The sequence below is a fragment of the Pseudophaeobacter sp. TrK17 genome (assembly GCF_042192375.1).
Classification (GTDB): Bacteria; Pseudomonadota; Alphaproteobacteria; order Rhodobacterales; family Rhodobacteraceae; genus Pseudophaeobacter.
Genome location: NZ_CP071700.1, coordinates 3,173,597 through 3,187,731, shown reverse-complemented (window position 1 = coordinate 3,187,731; position 14,135 = coordinate 3,173,597). Strand labels below are relative to the sequence as shown.

Annotated in this window: 19 protein-coding genes; 13 read left to right on the top strand and 6 right to left on the bottom strand. The window is 59.8% G+C overall.

Annotated features, from left to right (window positions below; all coding sequences use genetic code 11):
• Positions 1-26: 26 nt before the first annotated feature.
• Positions 27-1,079, bottom strand: a complete 1,053-nt coding sequence (gene nadA / locus JZI28_RS15045; RefSeq protein WP_348150740.1) for a quinolinate synthase NadA — start codon at positions 1,077-1,079, stop codon at positions 27-29.
• Between nadA and JZI28_RS15040 the strand changes: the two genes are divergently transcribed.
• The 4 genes from JZI28_RS15040 (at position 1,078) to JZI28_RS15025 (ending at position 3,739) form a co-directional block, all read left to right on the top strand.
• Positions 1,078-1,431: a hypothetical protein gene (locus JZI28_RS15040; protein ID WP_375698137.1), complete on the top strand. Its 354-nt coding sequence runs from the start codon at positions 1,078-1,080 to the stop codon at positions 1,429-1,431. The two genes, nadA and JZI28_RS15040, sit on opposite strands and share 2 nt — an antisense overlap.
• An 87-nt stretch (positions 1,432-1,518) precedes the next feature.
• The gene (locus JZI28_RS15035; protein WP_295455189.1) at positions 1,519-2,223 is read left to right on the top strand and encodes an ABC transporter permease; all 705 of its coding nucleotides are present in this window, start codon (positions 1,519-1,521) and stop codon (positions 2,221-2,223) included.
• On the top strand, positions 2,223-2,939 hold the full coding sequence (locus tag JZI28_RS15030; protein WP_348150748.1) for an ATP-binding cassette domain-containing protein: 717 nt from the start codon (positions 2,223-2,225) through the stop codon (positions 2,937-2,939). The genes JZI28_RS15035 and JZI28_RS15030 overlap by 1 nt, the downstream gene beginning before the upstream one ends.
• Positions 2,936-3,739 carry a substrate-binding domain-containing protein gene (locus JZI28_RS15025; RefSeq protein ID WP_295452079.1) on the top strand — a complete coding sequence of 268 codons (804 nt, stop codon included), beginning with the start codon at positions 2,936-2,938 and terminating at the stop codon, positions 3,737-3,739. Before JZI28_RS15030 ends, JZI28_RS15025 begins: the two co-directional genes overlap by 4 nt.
• 71 nt (positions 3,740-3,810) lie before the next feature.
• Here the strand turns inward: JZI28_RS15025 and phnF are convergent, their stop codons facing one another.
• Positions 3,811-4,560, bottom strand: coding sequence for a phosphonate metabolism transcriptional regulator PhnF (gene phnF, locus JZI28_RS15020; protein WP_375698136.1), 750 nt, complete (start codon positions 4,558-4,560; stop codon positions 3,811-3,813).
• A gap of 107 nt (positions 4,561-4,667) precedes the next feature.
• On the opposite strand from phnF, the gene phnG reads away from it, so the two are divergent.
• Genes phnG through JZI28_RS15005 form a run of 3 tightly spaced genes read left to right on the top strand, consistent with a single transcriptional unit; the run spans position 4,668 to position 6,809 of the window.
• Positions 4,668-5,120, top strand: coding sequence for a phosphonate C-P lyase system protein PhnG (phnG, locus tag JZI28_RS15015; protein WP_295452082.1), 453 nt, complete (start codon positions 4,668-4,670; stop codon positions 5,118-5,120).
• On the top strand, positions 5,120-5,704 hold the full coding sequence (phnH, locus tag JZI28_RS15010) for a phosphonate C-P lyase system protein PhnH (protein ID WP_375698135.1): 585 nt from the start codon (positions 5,120-5,122) through the stop codon (positions 5,702-5,704). Before phnG ends, phnH begins: the two co-directional genes overlap by 1 nt.
• A 4-nt stretch (positions 5,705-5,708) precedes the next feature.
• Complete coding sequence (locus JZI28_RS15005) at positions 5,709-6,809, top strand: carbon-phosphorus lyase complex subunit PhnI (RefSeq protein WP_375698134.1); 1,101 nt, start codon at positions 5,709-5,711, stop codon at positions 6,807-6,809.
• A 2-nt stretch (positions 6,810-6,811) separates the two neighbouring features.
• Here JZI28_RS15005 and JZI28_RS15000 read toward each other — a convergent pair whose 3' ends face one another.
• Entirely contained in the window at positions 6,812-6,991 is a 180-nt protein-coding gene (locus JZI28_RS15000; protein WP_375698133.1) for a hypothetical protein, read from the bottom strand.
• A 46-nt stretch (positions 6,992-7,037) separates the two neighbouring features.
• On the opposite strand from JZI28_RS15000, the gene JZI28_RS14995 reads away from it, so the two are divergent.
• The 4 genes from JZI28_RS14995 to phnN are packed head-to-tail and all read left to right on the top strand — an operon-like array spanning position 7,038 to position 9,966.
• The gene (locus tag JZI28_RS14995; RefSeq protein WP_295452089.1) at positions 7,038-7,904 is read left to right on the top strand and encodes an alpha-D-ribose 1-methylphosphonate 5-phosphate C-P-lyase PhnJ; all 867 of its coding nucleotides are present in this window, start codon (positions 7,038-7,040) and stop codon (positions 7,902-7,904) included.
• Between the two features lie 26 nt (positions 7,905-7,930).
• A complete protein-coding gene (gene phnK / locus JZI28_RS14990) occupies positions 7,931-8,701 on the top strand; it encodes a phosphonate C-P lyase system protein PhnK (RefSeq protein WP_295452167.1) in 771 nt (256 codons plus the stop codon).
• 12 nt (positions 8,702-8,713) lie between these two features.
• Positions 8,714-9,397, top strand: coding sequence for a phosphonate C-P lyase system protein PhnL (gene phnL / locus JZI28_RS14985; RefSeq protein ID WP_353400185.1), 684 nt, complete (start codon positions 8,714-8,716; stop codon positions 9,395-9,397).
• The gene (phnN, locus tag JZI28_RS14980; protein WP_375698132.1) at positions 9,394-9,966 is read left to right on the top strand and encodes a phosphonate metabolism protein/1,5-bisphosphokinase (PRPP-forming) PhnN; all 573 of its coding nucleotides are present in this window, start codon (positions 9,394-9,396) and stop codon (positions 9,964-9,966) included. The genes phnL and phnN overlap by 4 nt, the downstream gene beginning before the upstream one ends.
• Here phnN and JZI28_RS14975 read toward each other — a convergent pair.
• A complete protein-coding gene (locus JZI28_RS14975; protein ID WP_375698131.1) occupies positions 9,936-10,631 on the bottom strand; it encodes a DUF1045 domain-containing protein in 696 nt (231 codons plus the stop codon). The genes phnN and JZI28_RS14975 overlap by 31 nt on opposite strands.
• 52 nt (positions 10,632-10,683) lie before the next feature.
• Here JZI28_RS14975 and JZI28_RS14970 point away from each other — a divergent pair, with 52 nt between their 5' ends.
• Together JZI28_RS14970 and JZI28_RS14965 are read left to right on the top strand one after the other, a co-directional pair.
• Positions 10,684-11,826, top strand: coding sequence for an alpha-D-ribose 1-methylphosphonate 5-triphosphate diphosphatase (locus tag JZI28_RS14970; RefSeq protein ID WP_375698130.1), 1,143 nt, complete (start codon positions 10,684-10,686; stop codon positions 11,824-11,826).
• Positions 11,827-12,053: 227 nt separating this feature from the next.
• The gene (locus tag JZI28_RS14965) at positions 12,054-12,659 is read left to right on the top strand and encodes a hypothetical protein (RefSeq protein WP_375698129.1); all 606 of its coding nucleotides are present in this window, start codon (positions 12,054-12,056) and stop codon (positions 12,657-12,659) included.
• A 229-nt stretch (positions 12,660-12,888) separates the two neighbouring features.
• Here the strand turns inward: JZI28_RS14965 and JZI28_RS14960 are convergent, their stop codons facing one another.
• Together JZI28_RS14960 and JZI28_RS14955 are read right to left on the bottom strand one after the other, a co-directional pair.
• On the bottom strand, positions 12,889-13,365 hold the full coding sequence (locus JZI28_RS14960) for a class I SAM-dependent methyltransferase (RefSeq protein ID WP_297341609.1): 477 nt from the start codon (positions 13,363-13,365) through the stop codon (positions 12,889-12,891).
• Positions 13,362-14,126 carry a polysaccharide deacetylase family protein gene (locus tag JZI28_RS14955; protein WP_375700109.1) on the bottom strand — a complete coding sequence of 255 codons (765 nt, stop codon included), beginning with the start codon at positions 14,124-14,126 and terminating at the stop codon, positions 13,362-13,364. Before JZI28_RS14955 ends, JZI28_RS14960 begins: the two co-directional genes overlap by 4 nt.
• Positions 14,127-14,135: the final 9 nt, after the last annotated feature.

The following is a 14,135-nucleotide window of genomic DNA, read 5'->3' as shown; positions in this document are numbered from 1 at the left end:
GGTGTCACAGGATGGCTTGGCACCTATCAGATGCCTAGCTCTTGCGACAGATCGATCATCTTTTGAACGGCCTGTCTAGCGCCTTCGGCCACCTTGGGGTCAACCTCGATGGGTTCAGACATGGTGTGCAGCGACCAGAGAATTTTCTCCAGCGTGATCTTTTTCATGAAGGGGCACATGTTGCAGGGGCCGACGAAATCCACCTCTGGCAGGCTGTCTGCGATATTGGAGGCCATGGAGCATTCGGTGATCAGCAGGGCCTTTTCCGGCTTTTCGTCGGTGACATATTTGATGATGCCACTGGTGGAGCCGGAAAAATCGGCCTCAGCCACCACATCGGGGGGGCATTCGGGGTGGGCAATCAGCCGGGTGCCGGGATTCCACTCGCGGAATTCGCGCAGATCCTTGGCGCTGTATTGCTCGTGCACGATGCAGGAGCCCTCCCACCAGACGACGTTCTTATGCGGCACATCCTGGGCTACATTCTGCGCCAGATACTGATCGGGGGTCATGATGACCGTATCAGACTCCATGGCGCCGACAATCTGCGCGGCGTTGGAGGAGGTGCAGCAAATGTCTGAGGCGGCTTTGACCTCGGCGGTGGTGTTCACATAGGTGACCACCGGGGCACCGGGGTAACGGCGGCGCATCTCTTCGACACCCTCGGCGGTGATGGATTCCGCCAGCGAGCAGCCCGCCTCCATGTCTGGCATCAGCACGATCTTGTCCGGGCTGAGGATCTTGGAGGTTTCGGCCATGAAATGCACGCCGCATTGCACGATGACGTCGGCCTCGACCCGCGTGGCCTCGATCGCCAGTTGCAGGCTGTCGCCCACCACATCCGCAACCCCGTGGTAGATTTCGGGGGTCATGTAGTTATGCGCCAGAATAACCGCGTTGCGCTCTTTTTTCAGGGCGTTGATCGCAGCCACATAGGGGGCGTGGATAGCCCAGTCCATTGGCGCAACCACGCGTTTCATGCGCGCATACTCCTCGGACATCTCCTGCGCCAAAGCGGGGTTTGGCGCCAGATCGTAGTGAGCGGCGAGCTGATCGCGCATGGTTTGCAGATCAAACATGGCTAATCCTCAAAGTGGTGTTCAGGATGAAACTTTGGGTGAGGCTTGTTTCACGTTCAAATTCCGCACGCAAGGGAGGCAGGGGGAATACCAAGGCTTGTGCGGTAATATGGCGCGAGGGAAGCCCGTGGTTGGGGTCTATTGGCGCATTGTGGCATCAAAAGGAAACCAAAATGCGCCTGCCGGGTCGTATTCCCTGTGTTTCTTGTCTGTATTGATCGCGGAAACTGGCAAAGTTCGGGTAGAAAAAGATGGCGAATTTGACCCCTGGGCAGAGGTGGCCAAAGGTGGGGCTGGACAAATTGTCCCTTTTTCTGCCCTTGGCAAATTAGCCCTGTTTTTGAGCGATTAGCTGTGATTTTGAACCAAGGGAAGGTCAGATGGTGACCCGGGCAGGAGGCGGCTATCCTCCCACCCTAAGAGGAGAAAAACAGGCGCAATGGTTGATCTGTTGGATGGTATGCTAAGGGCCTTTTGGCTGGTAGTGACCTTGGATTCTGACCTCGTAGAAATTACTCTACGCTCGCTGCGGGTCACTTTGACCGCGTTGGCGGTTGCCTCGGCGATTGCCCTGCCGTTTGCGGCATTGCTGGCGGTACGTCGGTTTCGCATGCGGCGGATCACCATTGCCGTACTGAACGCGCTGATGGGGCTGCCGCCCGTGGTGGTCGGGTTAATCGTCTATGTGTTTTTGTCACGCTCCGGGCCGCTGGGGGTGATGGGACTGCTGTTTACCCCAACAGCGATGATCATTGCGCAGGTCATTATCATCGTGCCGCTGGTTGCCTCGATTGCGCATCAGTCCCTGCGTGAGCTGTGGAGCGATTACCACGATCTGCTGATTTCGATGAATGCCAGCCAGGGGCAGCGGATCAAGGCGCTGCTTTGGGACGGGCGCCGGGCCTTGCTGACGGCGGCGCTGGCGGGATTTGGCCGTGCCATCGGTGAGGTCGGCGCCATCATGGTTGTTGGCGGCAATATCGACCATGCAACGCGGGTGTTGACCACCGCAATCGCCCTAGAGACCGGCAAAGGTGACTTTGCCATGGCGCTGGGGCTTGGCTTTGTGCTGATTGCCATGGCGATCACCGTCAACCTGGCAATTCACTGGCTGGGGCACACGGAAAGTGAGGGGCGCTGGTAATGAAGACTGCATTGTTTCCGCTGGTCGCTAAACAGGCCATGGTCCGCCGCCGTGGCAAGGTGCTGGTTGGTCCCATTGACCTGACTCTCGAAGGTCGGGGCACCACCATTGTGATCGGCCCCAATGGCGCTGGCAAGACCACGCTGCTGAAAATGCTACACGGGATCGTGCGGATGAACGGCGGCGCGCTGGATTGGGCCTGTTCCAGAGAAGAGGCGCAGCGGCGACAGGCCTTTGTGTTTCAAACCCCGATAATGATGCGCCGCTCTGTGGTGGATAATATCGCCTATCCCCTGCAACTGATCGGTGTCGCCCGCGCAGAGGCGCGGGCGCGCGCGGCGCTGTGGGCCGAGCAGATCAATCTGGGCGATGCGCTGGACCGGCAGGCCACCTTGCTGTCCGGAGGCGAACGGCAGAAGTTGGCGCTGGCCCGGGCGTTGATCCGCGAGCCGGACTTGTTGTTTCTGGACGAGCCCTGCGCCTCGCTGGATGGTCGGGCCACCCGCGAGATCGAAGAGATCCTGTTGCGGGCCGCAGCTTCGGGGACGCGGCTCATTATGTCGACCCATAACATGGGGCAGGCGCAGCGCCTGGCCGATGAGATCTTGTTTGTTTTGCAAGGGTGTATTCACGAATTTTCTTTGGCCCGGGAGTTCTTTGAGGGGCCAAAGACCACACAAGCGCATGCTTTTCTAAGAGGAGATATTGTAGAATGAAGCAGCTACTATTGGGTACTATTACAGGTCTGCTATTGACCGGCGCGGCCTGGGCCGATGAGATGAAACTGGCGGTCACCACCTCCTTTCACAACTCGGGTCTGGCGGAAATTTTGCTGCCGGAAATCAAGGCTGATCTGGATCTGGATGTTCAGCTTTTGGTGGTTGGCACCGGCCAGGCAATCCGTCTGGGCGAAGCTGGCGATGTGGATGCCATTCTGGTGCATTCGCAAAAGGCAGAGGAAAAATTCCTTGCTGGTGGCAACGGCACTCATCGCCGCGAAATCATGTATAATGATTTTGTCTTTATCGGTCCCAAAACCGATACTGCCGGGGTTGCCAAAGCTGAGGATGCCGCATCGGCTCTGCAGTTGATTGCTGAGGCTTCGGCCCCCTTTGTCAGCCGTGGCGACGACAGTGGCACCCACAAAAAAGAGCTGAGCCTATGGGCTGCAGCGGGTCTGGATGCCGCAGGGTTTGACAGCTGGTACCGCGCAGTTGGTGCCGGTATGGGTGCGGCGCTGAACACGGCTTCAGGTATGGAGGCCTATATCATGGCGGACCGGGCCAGCTGGCTGAACTTTGGCAACAAGGGCAATCTGGAGCTGCTGTTTGCAGGCGATCCGGTCTTGTTCAACCAATATGCCTATCTGCCGGTGAATCCTGAGAAGCACTCCCATGCCAAAAACGATCTGGCGATGAAGTTGGAAGCCTGGCTGACTTCGGATCGGGCCAAGGAGCTGATCAACGCCTATAAGATCAACGGCGAAACCCTGTTTGTCTTTAACGCCAAACAGTAACGCCCCTGTCTATTGTGATGATTGGGCCCTCGTCTGGTGACGGGGGCCTTTTCCTTTTTACCAGTGTCGGCCTATGGCTCTTGCCCGTCGATGGTGAGCGTCACCCGATCACCGGCAAACCAGGTGCGGCCAAATTCAACCGGGCGACCCGTTGGGTCGATGTTGACGCCTGTGGTGCGCAGAATCGGTGCGCCTTCTGAAATGCGCAGGTGCAGGGCCTGGGTTGCGGTTGCCAGTTTGGCGGTAATGCGGGTTTCCAGCCGGGTGTAATCGGCAATGCCGCAGGCCTTGAGCGCCGCCGTGACCGATTGCATCTCTTCCAGAGAGGTCAGCATGTTGGGCAGAACCTGCGCAGGAAAGACGCTTTGAAACAGGGCGATGGGGTGCTCATCCGCGAGGGAGAGCCCGTCATAGACATGCACAATGTCGCCGAGTTCTAAATCCAGCGCTGCGGCCTCAGTCTTGTCGGCGGCGCGGGTTTCCAGTGCCAGAATGCGTTTGGCGGGGATCTGGCCGCCGCGGGTGATATTCTGGTGAAACCGCACCCGTTTGCCGATGGGGTAATCGGTTGGGGCGGCCGCAACAAAGACCCCAGAGCCGCGCCTGGCATGCACCAAGCCCTGCTCGGCCATTGCCGCCAGCGCGCGTCTGACCGTATGGCGGTTGACGCCAAAACGCGCCGCCAGTTGTGCCTCTGAGGGCAGTTTGTCGCCGCTGCTATAGCGCCCCTGTGCGATGTCATCCGTGAGCGAAATTGTGATGGATTTCCAAACGGCTGTGCGGTTTCCAGGGGCAGGGGTCTTGGGGCCGTTTGCGGACATGTCACTAAACTTTCACAAGGTTTCGATTGCGCTTTGGGGGCGGGCTTCGCTATGATTTGTCTAGTTGTATAGAACATGTAGACAAGCTGGCCAAGAGGCTCTGACAGATGAAGACAGAAATTTCCGCCACGGCGCGCAAGACCTGGATGAGCCTTTTGGCCCAGGCAGATGAACGTGAGCTTAGCCAATTGTGGGGGGGCTTTGATCACGACCCCGCGTTTGATTGGCTGCGACCCCCAGAAGCGGGGGGGGTGATGGTGCGGGGCCGCATGGGCGGCGGCGGCGCACCTTTTAACCTGGGCGAAATGACGGTGACGCGCTGTGCGTTGACGCTGGCGGATGGCACCGTAGGCCATGCCTATGTGCAGGGGCGCTCAAAACCCAAGGCCGAGATCGCCGCCAAGGTGGATGCCTTGATGCAGACCAAAGTGGCAGATGATCTGCGCCAGGCGGTGTTGGAGCCGCTGCAGCAGGCGCAGCAATCGCGCAAAGAAGCGCGCGCAGCCAAGGCCGCTGCCACCAAGGTCGAATTTTTCACAATGGTTCGGGGAGAGGATTGATGTCCCTAGATATCGAAACCAACAGCTACGGCGGTGGCTTTGCCACGCCGCCCGTGGATGCGGCAAATGCCTTTCGCGCGGCGATGAACGCCATGGCCCGTCCCGGCACTGTTCAGGACATCACCGGCGCAGAGCCGCCTGCGGGTATTTCTGCGGCTGCTGGTTGTCTGTTGCTGACGCTATGTGACCCGGAAACGGGCGTCTACCTGGCACCAGATGTCGACAGCCCTGCGCTGCGATCCTGGCTGGCCTTTCACACCGGTGCGCCCTTTGTGCCGGCTGATCGGGCGGATTTTGCCCTGGGCAGCTGGGGGGCGCTGATGCCGCTGTCGCAATATCGGATCGGCACGCCGGAATACCCGGATCGCTCGGCCACTCTGATTGTCGAACTGGCGGATTTTTCCGCTGCGAATGCCACCCTGTCCGGTCCGGGCATCAAGGAGCAGAGCCATTTAGCGCTGCCGGATGTGGTGGCCTGCCAGGGCAATGCAGCGCAGTTCCCGCTGGGGGTGGATTTCTTCTTTACCTGTGCGGCGCAACTGGCGGCGCTGCCGCGTTCGACCACCATATTGGCAAAGGATTGACCCGATGTATGTAGCCGTAAAGGGTGGCGAGCGCGCCATCGACAATGCCCATGCCTGGCTCGCAGAAGAGCGTCGCGGTGATACCGGTGTTGCGGAACTCAGTCTGGCCCAGATCCGCGAACAGATGAGCCTCGCCGTCAATCGCGTCATGGCCGAGGGCTCGCTTTATGATCCGGATCTGGCAGCGCTGGCGATCAAACAGTCGCGCGGGGATCTGATCGAGGCGATCTTTCTGATCCGCGCCTATCGCACCACCTTGCCGCGCTTTGGCTATAGCGAAGCGGTGGATACCGGTGTCATGGCCTGTGATCGCCGCATCTCTGCCACCTTCAAGGATGCACCTGGTGGGCAGGTGCTGGGGCCAACCTTTGACTACACCCATCGCCTGCTGGATTTCAAACTGGCCGCAGATGGTGAGACGCCCGAGGCCGCAACCGCGCCGCCGCGTATGGAAACAACCCCGCATATCACCGAGTTCCTGCAGGGGGAGGATATCATCGAGCGCGAGCCAAGCTCAGATACCGTGCCCGGTGATCTGACCCGCGAACCGATGAGCTTTCCGGCGGGGCGCGCTGTGCGCCTGCAGTCGCTGGCACGCGGCGATGAGGGCTTTATCCTCGGCATGGCCTATTCCACCCAGCGCGGTTATGCGCGCAACCATGCCTTTGTTGGCGAGCTGCGCATCGGCAAGGTGCCGGTGGAGATGGAGATCCCCGAGCTGGGTTTTGCCATTGAGATCGGCGAGGTGGAGCTGACCGAATGTGAGACGGTGAACCAGTTTAAGGGTTCCAAAACCGTGCCGCCGCAGTTCACCCGTGGCTATGGTCTGGTCTTTGGCCAGTCAGAGCGTAAAAGCATCGCCATGGCGCTGGTCGACCGGGCGTTGCGCTGGGAGGAGCTGGGCGAAGACAACCTAGGTGCTGCCGCGCAGGATGAGGAATTTGTCCTTAGCCACTCCGACAATATCCAGGCGACGGGTTTCCTGGAGCACATCAAGCTGCCGCATTACGTGGATTTCCAGTCAGAGCTGGAACTGGTGCGCAAACTGCGCCGCGAGGCGCAGGAGCTGGCGGATCAGATGGCCGCACAGGAGGCGGCGGAATGAGATCAGTCGCCTCTCCCGTCTCCATCGACGGAAGCATCATCAATGCCATGAGTGAATGTCGATCGGCTGCGCAGTTTCTTATGCGCTTTCGGGCGGTAGAACATGGCCGCCAAGATCAAACCAATAACCACCACAACAATGGCGATACCCAAGACGGTGCCAAGCAGTTCATTGGACGTCATATCTCAAATCTCCTTTGGGAAAAATCAGCTGGGGAAAGGGCATATCATGTCTGACTACAACTTTGCCTATTTGGACGAACAAACCAAGCGGATGATCCGCCGGGCCATTTTGAAAGGTCTGGCCGTGCCGGGCTATCAGGTGCCCTTTGCCAGCCGTGAAATGCCGATGCCATATGGCTGGGGCACCGGCGGCGTGCAGGTCTCAGCGGCGACGCTGACGCCGGATGATACGCTCAAGGTGATCGACCAGGGGGCCGATGACACCACCAATGCGGTGTCGATCCGCAAGTTCTTTGAACGCACCGCCGGGGTCGCCACCACTGAGGAAACCACCAAGGCCAGCGTTATCCAGACCCGCCACCGGATCCCTGAGGCCGAGCTCACCGAGGATCAGATCCTGGTCTATCAGGTGCCAATCCCGGAACCGCTGCGCTTTTTGGAACCGCGCGAGACGGAAACGCGCAAGATGCACAGTCTTGAGGAATATGGCCTCATGCATGTGAAACTATATGAGGACATCAGCCAGCACGGCGATATTGCCACCTCCTATGCCTATCCGGTCAAGGTCGAAGACCGCTATGTGATGGACCCTTCGCCTATTCCAAAATTCGATAACCCAAAGCTGGAGATGGCAGCGATCCAGCTGTTTGGCGCAGGGCGCGAGCAGCGGATCTACGCGGTGCCGCCCTATACACGTGTGGTCAGCCTCGATTTTGAAGACTACCCCTTTGAAGCCACCAAAGCTGATCATCCCTGTGATCTCTGCAATTCAGAGGACAGCTATTTGGATGAGGTGATCCTGGATGATGCGGGCAGTCGAATGTTTGTCTGCTCTGACACCGATTACTGCCGCGCACGGCGCGCCGAGGGCCATGTGGGGCGTTTGGGCGAAACCGAAGGGGAGGCTGCGTGATGAGCTCTCAGACAGGAGACCAGGAGATGACCCCGCTGTTGCAGGTGAACGCCCTGACAAAAATGTACGGACCCCGCATTGGCTGCAAGGATGTCAGCTTTGATCTCTACCCCGGTGAGGTCATGGGCATCGTTGGCGAAAGCGGGTCTGGCAAATCGACGCTGTTGAATGCCATGGCAGGCCATCACCCGCCGGATCGCGGCGAAGTGGTTTTTGACACCCGCGCCGATGGACCGGTGGACACGTTGAAAATGTCAGAGCCAGAGCGCCGCATGCTGGGCCGCACCGACTGGGCCTTTGTGCATCAGCATGCCCGTGATGGGCTGCGCATGTCGGTTTCGGCTGGCGGCAATATTGGCGAGCGGCTGATGGCAGTGGGCGGGCGTCACTATGGCGAGATCCGCACCCAGGCTGCCGACTGGCTGGGCCGGGTGGAGATCAGCGACAGTCGTATTGATGACCGGCCCTCGGCCTTTTCCGGCGGTATGCAGCAGCGGCTGCAAATTGCCCGCAATCTGGTCACCGGTCCGCGGCTGGTGTTTATGGATGAACCCACAGGTGGTCTGGACGTGTCGGTGCAGGCACGGCTGCTGGATCTGCTGCGCAGCCTGGTGCGCGAAATGGGGCTGAGCGCCATTATCGTCACCCATGATCTGGCCGTTGTGCGCCTGCTGGCTGATCGGCTGATGGTGATGAAGGATGGTCATGTGGTTGAAAGTGGCCTCACCGATCAGGTGCTGGATGACCCACAACATGCCTATACCCAGCTCTTGGTTTCCTCGGTGCTGCAGGTCTGAAGGATAAAGACGATGATTGAACTTGAAAATGTGAGCAAGAGCTTCACCCTGCACAACCAGGGCAGCGCGGTGATCCCGGTGATGGAGCGGGTCAACCTGGCCGTCGCTGCTGGGGAATGTGTCGGATTGGTTGGGGCTTCGGGGGCGGGGAAATCCACCCTGATGCGCGTGATCTATGGCAACTACCTGGCGGCCTCGGGGCGGGTCATGGTGGGGGATCTGGATGTGGCTCAGGCCGAGCCGCGCCAGATCATCGCTCTGCGCCGTGACACCCTGGGCTATGTCAGTCAGTTCCTTCGGGTGGTGCCCCGGGTGGCGGCACTCGATGTGGTGGCCGAGCCGCTGTTGGCGGTTGGCACTCCGATTGAGGCCGCGCGGGATAAGGCCGCCAGTCTGTTGGCAGAGCTGAATATTCCAGAGCGGCTCTGGTCGTTGAGCCCGACAACCTTTTCCGGCGGCGAGCAGCAGCGGGTGAACATTGCCCGGGGCTTTGCCTATGACTATCCGGCGCTGCTGCTGGATGAGCCCACTGCCAGTCTGGATGCCAAGAACCGCGCCACGGTTCTGCGGCTCATCGAGGGCGCCAAGTCACGCGGGGCGGCCATTATCGGCATTTTCCATGATGAGGCTGCCCGCGATCAGGTCTGCGACAGCTTTATCGATGTCTCGGCGTTTTCGCCGCAGGTGGCAGCATGACAGAAACCTCTGCAATGGGGCCGGTGATCGCTGTCGTTGGGCCTTCGGGCGTGGGCAAGGACAGTCTGATGGAGGCCCTGGCTGCTGGGGACCAAAACCTCTGCCTGATGCGCCGGGTGGTGACCCGCGCGCCAGAGGCCGGCGGCGAGGACTACGATGCGGTGAGCGAAAGCGCCTTCAGCAAGCTGGTGGCGGATGGGCATTTTGCCCTGCATTGGCCTGCCCATGGGCTGCACTATGGCATCCCGCATCAGATCGAGGCGCTGCGGGCTGCGGGCAGGGGCGTGCTGGTCAATCTCTCGCGTGCGGTGTTGCTTCAGGCGCAAGAGGTTTTTGGCGATTTCATTGTTCTTTCTGTAACCGCCCGCCCGGAGGTTCTGGCAGAACGGTTGACACAGCGCGGGCGCGAGGACAGCGCCGAGGTTCAACGTCGCCTTGCTCGCGCTCGCCAGCCGCTGCCTGCGGGGCTACGGCGGCTGCACCAGATCGACAACAGTGGAGATCTGCAACAGGCGGTCGCAGCGGCACGTGCGGCGATCTATTCTACCGCTGTGCCAGAGAGGGCGTAGCGGTGGATCAGATGAAAGCTGCCATCGCTGTCTTCGCCCACAAGTGCGATATCGCTGATCGCCAATGGCCGGGGCAACAAGGGCATCAAATGTGCCTCAAGGGCGGCCTCTACAGCCGGCAGCTCCGCTTTGGGAAGCTTGCCAGTAAGGGTGAGGTGAAAGCGGAACTGCTCCAGCACGTAAGGATAGCCCCAGGTCACCAGATTGGCCTCCTGCGCAGGGGTGAGCCCCGCCGCACGGCGCTTTTCCAGCTCGGTCTGCGGCGCGGGCGCACGCAAGCCGTCCAGATCCCGGACGCAGGCCGCCGCAAGCCTGCCAAGGGCGGTTTCATCGCCGCTGACACGCAGAGCCAGAAAACGCCCCAGGCGGGCCAGATGCAGCCCCTCCAACACGACCGGAGCCTGGCTGGCCGCCAGGGTCGTGCAGGCCTGTTGCAGGTCGGTCAGGCTGTAGCCCTCGGCCAGCCGCATCGGCGGCTTCAGCGTTGCATGCAGTCCGTATTTACGCGGCACTGCAGTGATGCCCGCCAGATCCAGGCCAGAAATTTCCGGTTGGGCAGCGACCTGCCCAGCCGCCATATCCCAGCCCAGCCACTGGGTTGCAAAGACGCTCCAATCGGCTGCGGCCGGGGGCGCGTAATAGATCGCATATCGCGTGAATGTCACATTGGCCTCCTATACGTGGCCATTCCTATAGCTCGAAAGACGTGAAGCCCTGATGACAGATGAAATGATCCTTGCCAATGCCACCCTTGTGCTGCCCAGTGAAACACTGCGCGGCCAGGTTAAACTCCTGGGCGGAGAGATTGCGGATATTGCTGAGGGGACTTCTGTACCCCAGGGCGCAGTGGACTGTGAGGGCGACTATCTTTGCCCCGGTCTGGTTGAATTGCACACGGATAATCTGGAGCGCCATATCCAGCCGCGTCCCTCGGTTGACTGGCCCCATGCGGCTGCCATCATGGCCCATGATGCGGAACTGGCAGGCACCGGGATCACCACCGTTTTTGACGCCATGAGGGTCGGGTCGGTCAGCCGCAAAGAGAGCCGCTATGGCTCTTATGCGCGGGGGTTGGCGAATGAGCTTCTGGAGCTGCGGGCAGCAGATGCGCTGAAGATCTCACATTTCCTGCACCTGCGGGCAGAGGTCTGTTCGGATACTTTGGTCGAAGAGCTGGCAGAGTTTGGCGAGGCGGACCGGGTTGGCCTGGTCTCTTTGATGGATCACACGCCGGGGCAGCGCCAGTTTCGTGACATTTCCAAGCTGGAGGCCTATGTCAAAGGCAAGCACGGGTTTAACGACGCAGAGTTTGCGGCGCATGTCGCCCATCTGAAAGCCCTGCGCGACAGCCATGGGGATCTGCATGAGGTCGAGGCGGTCAAAGCTGCCCGCCGCTTTGGCGCGGTGCTGGCCAGCCATGACGACACCACAGCAGAGCAGGTGGCCACCTCGGCCCAGCATGGCATCCATCTGGCCGAATTCCCCACCACAGTCGAGGCGGCACGGGCCTGCCACAGCCATGGCATTAAGGTGATGATGGGGGCCCCCAACCTGATACGGGGCGGCTCGCATTCCGGTAATGTGGCGGCGCGGGAGCTGGCTGATCTGGAACTGCTGGATATCATCTCGTCAGACTACGTACCGGCCGCGCTGTTGATGTCGGCGGTCAAGCTGGGCGAGATCTGGGGTGATATGGCACGGGGGCTGTCTACTGTCACCCAGGCACCAGCGGATGCGGTTGAGCTGTCTGACCGTGGTCGCATTGAGGTCGGCAAACGGGCGGATCTGATCCGGTTCAAGCTGATCGACAACACCCCGGCGCTGCGCGGAACCTGGGCGCGGGGGCAACGGGTGGCCTAAGTTGGGCAAGTGTCACGCGGATCTGCAATCTAATTTGATGCAGGTCTGTGTGGTATCCGATCTGAACTGAAGGGGGATGGTTTTGCTGGGGGTGCAGCAGAGTCGGCAGAGAAGACGTAATTTGGCCGCTGTGAGCCCATACAGCAAGAATTCTGCTTCGCAGCGAATGGCGGATGAAAGGTGACAGCTAGAAGCCCAAACAATTGCTTGGGGTTGGAATGTGGTTCGTGGCAGCATCAATCGACGTACTTTACGATTGTTCAGCAATGGAGCATTTTGGAAACGGCCTATTAAAGAAAAGGTTCACGATGTTTAAACTAAGGACACCGCGAGCACGAGGGCTTGCTGTTGCGGCGCTGATCATCGGTTGTGCTGCATCAGTTTGGCGCTACACAGAGGACCCACCTGGCCATATTATCAAAACCGTTGCCGTAACTGAAAGGGTGCCAAACTCAAGAGCTGCCTTTCCCTTCTTGCCTGATACGCGAACCGCGGAGGAGAAGGCAGACAAGAGTTGGCATTTCGATATGTCGCTTCGTTCTCGGGTGGAGCATTGCGGCGTCAGCTCTATCGACACCAGAAGAGCTTGGCCGCAAGACGTGCCGCGCTACATCCTCCACTGGGGTATTGTTCTATGCAACAACGCACAAGCTCCAGAAGAGTTTCTCGATGAGATGCGCCCATATCTGAGAGATGCTGCAATAACTGATGCCAAAGAATACGCCATCAGAGTGATGGCTATCCCGGTTTTCGGATTTCTTGCAGTCGGGGTGTTTGTTTTTCTGGCGCTCGGAAGCTTGCGAATTGGCCGCTGGGTCCGAACAGGATCTTAGATAAGATGCATTTTCCAGATTATTGATGTTCTCGTTCTCTAAAGAATTGAAACTCAGAAACGACCGTTTACAAACACTTTCTGAAAGCAGTCATTGGCGCAGCCGCAGCGAACTCACACTTCGTCCGCAAAGCTGACATTTCGGATATGCGCGTCTATGAGACACAGATGCCTTTCAGTGAACGAGATTCAGGGAGATAAGCCTGGTCGAAATTTTGTTTCAGCGGAGCTCAGGCGCGATAAAACAGGTAACGCCCTTCGGGGATGCCTTCGGGGCCTTTGAGTTCTTCAAACCCAACCAGCGGCTGACCTGACACCACGATGCCACCCTTGGCCATGACAGAGGCGATCACCGGCGACATGGCGGCGGCCTCTGCCACATCCTGTTCCTTGACTCCAAAGCCGAAGTCATAGTGGGCCAGGACAATTTTGTGGCCTTCGGATTTGAGACGTTCCAGCATCGGAACCGCCTCGCCCTGCAGAAAGTCCGCTTCGGGGGGCACACAAGAGGGATGACATTGCAGGACTCGGTCAATGACCCAGACCCGGCGGTCGGGCAGGATTTCCCGCAGGTGGTCATAGGTGCGGCCATTGCCCAACCCCATGTCCAGCACATCGCCGGCAACCCCGGCGATTTCTGCCGCAGCCCAGTTCAGCCCGTCGCGCTGGGCGGTAAAGCGGCGCAGCATAGAATCCAATCGGCTCATTTCAGATCGTCCTTTGTGTCAAATTTCCAGACCTGTCCCGGCCCCTGCATCAGGCGCGCTATCAGCACCTCGGTGAACTCCCAGATGGCCGCATCATGCACCAGGTGGTGGGTGAGGATACCATAGGGCTCGCGGGTGTCTGCCATGCCTTTGCGGCGCGCGCGCAGCTGGTCGCAGATCTGCGCGATCAATCGTTCCGGCGCGGCCAGTGATCGGCTGCCTTTCCAGTCGATTGGGTCCAGATGGGTATTGATCTGCGCCAGCCCCGGCGCAGCCAGGGGGCTTGGGCGCGGGGTAAAGGTCGACAGGGTGGCAAAGCCCAGATCCGCGAGCGCGGGCACCAGATCCGGGGCAATCCGGTTCCAGGGCGGCACAAACATCGGCAGCAGCCGGGGGCCAAACAGCGCCTGCAAGCGGGCCAGCCCCTGCTGTATCTCGCCAAGTGCCACCTGCGTCGGGCGCTGGTCCGGGAATTCACATTTCTTTTGACCCTCGGGCGCCTGGTTCTGGTGGGCCCAGCCGTGCACAACGGGAATGAGTTGAGGATGCTGCGCCACATAGGAGGCCAGCGCAGGTTGCGCCGTCTCGGGGATCACCGCCAGATGGACTGGTAGGCCGAGGTTTTGTGACAGTGCGCTCAGCTGGTCCAATTGCGTGGTTGGCGCAATGGCATCGTCGTCGCGCCACCACAGGGGCAGCTGCAGGCCTTTGGCCTGCCATTTGGCCAGTTCGGCATCAAGCGGGCCCCAATCGGCGGTCATAGCTGTGCT

What these genes read in the sequence shown, in the direction of transcription:
- phnK (WP_295452167.1), top strand. Translation starts at nt 7,931, where the DNA reads ATGACCCCGCTGTTGCAGGTGAACGCCCTGACAAAAATGTACGGACCC.
- phnL (WP_353400185.1), top strand. Translation starts at nt 8,714, where the DNA reads ATGATTGAACTTGAAAATGTGAGCAAGAGCTTCACCCTGCACAACCAG.
- JZI28_RS14955 (WP_375700109.1), bottom strand. Translation starts at nt 14,126, where the DNA reads ATGACCGCCGATTGGGGCCCGCTTGATGCCGAACTGGCCAAATGGCAG.
- JZI28_RS15040 (WP_375698137.1), top strand. Translation starts at nt 1,078, where the DNA reads ATGGCTAATCCTCAAAGTGGTGTTCAGGATGAAACTTTGGGTGAGGCT.
- JZI28_RS14995 (WP_295452089.1), top strand. Translation starts at nt 7,038, where the DNA reads ATGTCTGACTACAACTTTGCCTATTTGGACGAACAAACCAAGCGGATG.
- JZI28_RS15000 (WP_375698133.1), bottom strand. Translation starts at nt 6,991, where the DNA reads ATGACGTCCAATGAACTGCTTGGCACCGTCTTGGGTATCGCCATTGTT.
- nadA (WP_348150740.1), bottom strand. Translation starts at nt 1,079, where the DNA reads ATGTTTGATCTGCAAACCATGCGCGATCAGCTCGCCGCTCACTACGAT.
- JZI28_RS15025 (WP_295452079.1), top strand. Translation starts at nt 2,936, where the DNA reads ATGAAGCAGCTACTATTGGGTACTATTACAGGTCTGCTATTGACCGGC.
- JZI28_RS15005 (WP_375698134.1), top strand. Translation starts at nt 5,709, where the DNA reads ATGTATGTAGCCGTAAAGGGTGGCGAGCGCGCCATCGACAATGCCCAT.
- phnH (WP_375698135.1), top strand. Translation starts at nt 5,120, where the DNA reads ATGTCCCTAGATATCGAAACCAACAGCTACGGCGGTGGCTTTGCCACG.
- JZI28_RS14960 (WP_297341609.1), bottom strand. Translation starts at nt 13,365, where the DNA reads ATGAGCCGATTGGATTCTATGCTGCGCCGCTTTACCGCCCAGCGCGAC.
- phnN (WP_375698132.1), top strand. Translation starts at nt 9,394, where the DNA reads ATGACAGAAACCTCTGCAATGGGGCCGGTGATCGCTGTCGTTGGGCCT.
- JZI28_RS14970 (WP_375698130.1), top strand. Translation starts at nt 10,684, where the DNA reads ATGACAGATGAAATGATCCTTGCCAATGCCACCCTTGTGCTGCCCAGT.
- JZI28_RS15030 (WP_348150748.1), top strand. Translation starts at nt 2,223, where the DNA reads ATGAAGACTGCATTGTTTCCGCTGGTCGCTAAACAGGCCATGGTCCGC.
- phnF (WP_375698136.1), bottom strand. Translation starts at nt 4,560, where the DNA reads ATGTCCGCAAACGGCCCCAAGACCCCTGCCCCTGGAAACCGCACAGCC.
- JZI28_RS15035 (WP_295455189.1), top strand. Translation starts at nt 1,519, where the DNA reads ATGGTTGATCTGTTGGATGGTATGCTAAGGGCCTTTTGGCTGGTAGTG.
- phnG (WP_295452082.1), top strand. Translation starts at nt 4,668, where the DNA reads ATGAAGACAGAAATTTCCGCCACGGCGCGCAAGACCTGGATGAGCCTT.